Below are 4,823 nucleotides of genomic sequence, written 5' to 3'. Positions count from 1 at the left end.
CTGCGCTATGCGACAGCGCTGGCCTCGGGCATCCCAGCCTGCGACGTGGCGCTTGATCGCGGTTATATCTCAGCGCCGCTCCGCGCGGCCTTCGCCGCCGAGGGTTGCACCGTCCATACCCCACCCAAGCGGGGCATGGTTGATCCGCCCGCATGGGATCCCGTGCTGTACGCCCGGCGCCACCGCGTCGAAAACCTGTTTTCCCGGCTCAAGGACTTTGCTCGCATCACCCTGCGACGCGACAAGACACGCCGCAGTTGGATGGGCTTCGCCCATCTTGCTGCCACCATGATCAACTTGCGCACCACTGAGTTCGGTCACAGACCCTAGACGTCGATCTGCCGCAGCGCCTCCCAGTAATTGATGCCCTTGTCGAGCAGAGCTTTCAGGCGCGGCACCTCGGACACCTTGCGGATCTTGTAGTCCTCGCCGGTCGTCATGAGGTGCGGCAGCGCATGGCTGATGCTGCCGAAGGTGCCGGCCGGCATACCCTCCCGCAGGGCGATCGTCCGGGCGACCTGCAGGGCCATCTGGTCGATCCACCAATTGCGGTCGCGCTGGTCCCAGAAATACTCCACCGCATCGCCGACCAGGCCGAGGAAGCGTATCGCCGCGTCATCGCAGGGGGCGGTCATCCAGGTCGCGGAGAAGCGGCGCCAGGGCAGGTAGCCGTGATAGGGCCCGTCGCTGAGATGGCCGAGCACCCGGCGCTCGGCGAGGATGACCGGCAGGTGACGCTCGGCGAAGGCCTGGGGCTGGGTGATGTAGGCATCCGCGTCCGAGAACAGGACCGGGCAGCGGAAGGCTTCCAGGATGGCCGCGCCCCGCAGGAAGCGGGCGCTGGCGAAATAGGCGCGGGCATGGCGGACGCCGGTCTCCACGCTCAGCGCCAGGGGCACCCCGCGCGACGCCGCCATGGCCACCAGCCCGGCGATCAGTGCCTCGTCCGCCTCGTTGCGGAACATCAGGTGCAGGTGGATGCCCACGCCCTCGGCGCCGCACTCCGCGAGGCGCTCGATCCACCCCTGGGCGAAGGCCTCCGCGTAGATCCGGTCGAAGGAGACGCTGACCACGGCCCGCAGGGGCTGCCGCGGCGCATGGCGGAGGTCCAGTTCCCGCCCAAAGCGGGAGCCGCGGGCCGCGCTCAGCTCGGCCGGGGAGGGGAAGGTGCGGGCGAAGGCGGCGCCACCGCCGAAATCGTCCTTCACGACCCGGTAGAAGTCGGGTGGCCGGGCCGCCAGGGCGAAGGAGCGGAACGCCCTGGCGTCGTCGTCGGCCACGTAGTGCCGGATGCCCGTCACGATCTCATGGTAGTAGTTGTGCCGGCTGTTCAGGGCGGCCGGCAGCTCGACCAGCCGGTCGAGCCAGTCCAGCAGCTCCGACTTCGGCGTGCCATCGGCCGGATTCGCCCAGAAGGCCGGGTCGTGCAGCCGCGAGCGGGCGGCGATGGCGAAGGCATAGGGCAGGGCGAATTCGTTCGCGGCACCGGATGTCAGCAGGTCGCGGCAGGCCAGCGCCAGCCCGTCCAGGCGCCGCTCGGCCGCTGCGGCGTGGAATTGCGCCTGGAATGCCGCGTTCGCCGGCTCGATCGCCGTGAACGGGCCCGTCAGCCCCTCCAAACCACCCATCTCCCCCCCTTGCCGTGTTTCAGGGCCGCCATGCCGCGAGCGTTGAGCCATGTGGCGCGACGGCGCAAGACATCATGAGGCCGACAGTTGAACAACAAAAATGCTCCAATGCTGTTTTTCGAGACTATATTTTGGGAAGCCATTCGCGGCTCTGGCTGAGGGGCGGTAGCCGGCGTCAGGACCCGACGCATTGCATCGTCTGGATTGGATAGGCGGACTCGAGGCTGACATCCAGCACCAGGACGCGCCGCAGGAAACCCTCGGGCTCCGCCACCGCGGACAGGTCGATCCGTATGCCGCTGGCGCGCAGCGTCACCGGCACGGGCTGCCGTGCCTGCCAGGGGGGATAAGGGAGCATGAAGCGCAGCTCGGCCTTGGCCCTGCGTGGCCGATGGAAGAGGTCGAGGCTGATGGCGCCGCTGCTGGCGAGCGCCTCGAGGCTGGCGCGGCCGCTGAGGTCGAGGCAGATGGGCTCCGTCTGGATCATCCGCCGGGGCCGTTCCCGGAGCCGCCGGTTCAGCGCCAGGTGCGACTGCTCGTACTGCGCATGCAGCGGCAGCAGGACCTCCTCCTGCACGGGCGAGAGCGGCGTACCGCGGATCGGCTCGCCCGCGGTGTCGACATGACCCGAGACGAGGCGATGGCTGAGCATCGCCTCGAGGAAGGCGGCGGCGGGGATATGCTGCGTCAGCGCCGCCGCATCCGTCAGCGGCCGCCCCCGCAGGGCCTCGATCCAGGCCACGCCATGCTGGCGGGACCAGTTCAGGCTGTAGAAGAGGGCGCGCTGCACGGCGGTCCGCGGCGTCCGCCAGGTGGTCAGATGAGCGTTGAAGGCGATGGGGTCTGGAAAGACGGGCCGGCGCTCGGCCGGGGCCAGCCTGTCCGCGGTCAGGACCAGCCACAGATGGGACAGGTGCTCCTCGGCCGAGACCTGCGTCCGGTCGAACAGCAAGGCCTGCCGCGGCAACTCGGCGCTGTCCGGGCTGCCATGGATGAAGCCCGGGACGATGTAGGTCGGCATCTCCATCTCGGCCACGGCGGCACCCGAGGCGAGGAAGCGTTCCAGCTTTGGCTCATCAACGAACAGGATCTCGTCCGCGTCGAGCCGCAGCACGTACCGGCCGCAGCAGGCCTCGTAGCCGGCTCGCCGCTTCTCCAGCTCGTTCGCCCAGACGCTCTCGATGATCCGGACCGGCAGCCCGGCGGCGGCGATCGCGTCGCGGACCGGCTGCTCGGACCGCTCCGGCCGACGGCCCATCTGGCGCAGCAACTCCGCCATCCAGCTATAGGCGCCATCTACGACGACGAGCTCATCGAGATAGGGGGCGGCAGACCGCAGGGCCGGGGCGAGCAGGTCCCAGTCGTTGTAGATGCTCAGATAGCCGCTGACCCGCACATCCATCTCCGTCTATACCGCGATCGGCCCAAGACATCCGCCGCGTCCGGCAAGAAATCAGCAACCTTGCCGCTAACGACAGCATGGTTTGTACAGTCTCATGGGATTAGCTGCTTGCGAAAGCACAGCCTACCATGTAGCACTTCTCCCGATTTCGTTATCTCGCGATGGGACTTTGTGCCCAGGCGCTCGGAGGCTTTTTCGGATGTGGAAGACGTCGATTCCCTTCACATCACGGGCTGGCCGGTGACCAAGGCACCCTCCAGGAAGGGCCAAGACGAGCTGGCATTCCGCCTGGCGACTCTGGAGCGGGAGGTCGCCCGCCTGCAGTCGCATGTAGCCACCCTGATGGATCTCGAGCGGCTACGCGACGGCATCGTGGCCCAGGGTGGCGAGGTCACGGATTCCCCGCTCAGCCCTGTGGCCCTGCTGCAGGCCAGCGAGTTCATCGAGGCCGGCTCCGGCTTCCACTTCCTCGAATATGGCGAGGACGGCACACCCTACCGCTGGACCGGCCCGGAGCCCGAGGCGCGGCTGGTGTTCTGGGTGAATCGCTCTCGGCCCCTGCGGCTGCAGGTCCGCGTCCGCTCCTTCGGCGCCGGCGGGCCGGAGCGGCCCGTTGTCGTCACCATCGACGGCCAACCCTATCCGGCCCGGCTGGTGCCCCAGGCGAGCGCGCTGGTCGCCGGCCCGCTGCCGGTCCTCGACGTCATCCGCCCGACCGAGGTGGTGCTGCGCTCGCCGGTGATGTTCTCGCCGACGCAGAACGGAGAGTCCGACGAGCGCATCCTCGGCATGGCCATCAGCCATATCGAGCTGGTGCCGGCCTGACCGCAGCGGCCTTGTCCACCCTGCGCTGGAGGATCCCATGAAGCAGCCGACCCGCCGCCGAGCGGCTCGCCGTCCGGCCCCGGTCACCAGCGCGCCCGCCACGTCAGGGCCGGCGGCGACGGTGGCGATCTGTACCTATGACCGCTATGACATGCTGGCACGCTCGGTCGCCCGGCTGCAGCAGCAGAGTCTTCCCGTCGACCGCTTCGAGATCCTCGTCGTCGACAACACGCCCGACCCGGCCCGCTCGGCCGAGGCGGCGGAGGCTTATGCTGGAGTCGAAAACCTCCGCTGGATGCATGTCGACAAACCGGGCCTGTCGAATGCCCGCAATGTCGCCAGCGCCGAGGCCCGAGCGCCGATCATCGTCTATCTGGACGATGATGCCTTCGCCGCGCCGGACTGGCTGGAGCGCATGCTGGCTGCCTATGAGGTGCTCGGCGATGGTGTCGTCGGCATCGGCGGCCGCGTCCTGCCGCATTTCACCTCGCCTGCGCCGGACTGGCTGGGCCCGGCGATGCTACCCTATCTCTCGGTGCTGGACCTGGGGGGCGAGGTCCGCCCGCTGCAGCCCGGCGAATGGGTGGTCGGCGCCAATGTCTCCTACCGGGTGGCGAAGCTGCACCAGGCCGGCGGCTTCAGCCCGGCGCTCGGGCGCATCGGCTCCGGCATCTCGCTGATGTCAAATGACGAGACGGAGCTCGCCGCTCGGCTGGAGGCGCTCGGCGGTGCCATCGGCTACACGCCCCATGCCGTGGTCGAGCATTGCATCGACCCGTCGCGGCTGAGCCAGGAGTGGATGCGTCGGCGCATCGCCTGGCAGGCCGTCTCCGACTTCGTCCGCGCCCCGCAGGAGACGCGGGCGGAGATCGACACGCACTGGCACGACCTCAAGATATTCCTCGCCCATCAGCCGCCTCATCTGCGCACGATGCGCGCCCTGGCGCTGCCGCAGGGCAGCGCCGGCG

5 protein-coding genes are annotated in these 4,823 nt (G+C 68.9%); 3 read left to right on the top strand and 2 right to left on the bottom strand.

Annotation, left to right across the window (positions count from 1 at the left end; translation table 11 throughout):
- Positions 1-330 (top strand): transposase (locus tag BLR02_RS27875; RefSeq protein ID WP_176849885.1); only part of this gene is annotated, 330 nt, incomplete at its 5' end.
- Here the strand turns inward: BLR02_RS27875 and BLR02_RS27870 are convergent.
- Together BLR02_RS27870 and BLR02_RS29920 are read right to left on the bottom strand one after the other, a co-directional pair.
- Positions 327-1,628: a hypothetical protein gene (locus BLR02_RS27870; protein ID WP_143018387.1), complete on the bottom strand. Its 1,302-nt coding sequence runs from the start codon at positions 1,626-1,628 to the stop codon at positions 327-329. The genes BLR02_RS27875 and BLR02_RS27870 overlap by 4 nt on opposite strands.
- Before the next feature lie 175 nt (positions 1,629-1,803).
- Positions 1,804-3,030 (bottom strand): glycosyltransferase family protein, encoded by a 1,227-nt coding sequence (locus tag BLR02_RS29920; RefSeq protein WP_090665455.1) that lies wholly within the window; start codon positions 3,028-3,030, stop codon positions 1,804-1,806.
- Positions 3,031-3,270: 240 nt separating this feature from the next.
- Here BLR02_RS29920 and BLR02_RS27860 point away from each other — a divergent pair, with 240 nt between their 5' ends.
- Both BLR02_RS27860 and BLR02_RS27855 read left to right on the top strand, forming a co-directional pair.
- Positions 3,271-3,855 (top strand): hypothetical protein, encoded by a 585-nt coding sequence (locus BLR02_RS27860; protein ID WP_176849884.1) that lies wholly within the window; start codon positions 3,271-3,273, stop codon positions 3,853-3,855.
- Between the two features lie 37 nt (positions 3,856-3,892).
- A partial coding sequence (locus BLR02_RS27855) for a glycosyltransferase family 2 protein (RefSeq protein ID WP_090665453.1) occupies positions 3,893-4,823 on the top strand: 931 nt, incomplete at its 3' end.

The organism is Belnapia rosea, assembly GCF_900101615.1.
Taxonomy (GTDB): Bacteria; Pseudomonadota; Alphaproteobacteria; order Acetobacterales; family Acetobacteraceae; genus Belnapia; species Belnapia rosea.
Note: the sequence above shows the minus strand (reverse complement) of the source record. Positions and strands in the feature narration are given on the sequence as shown.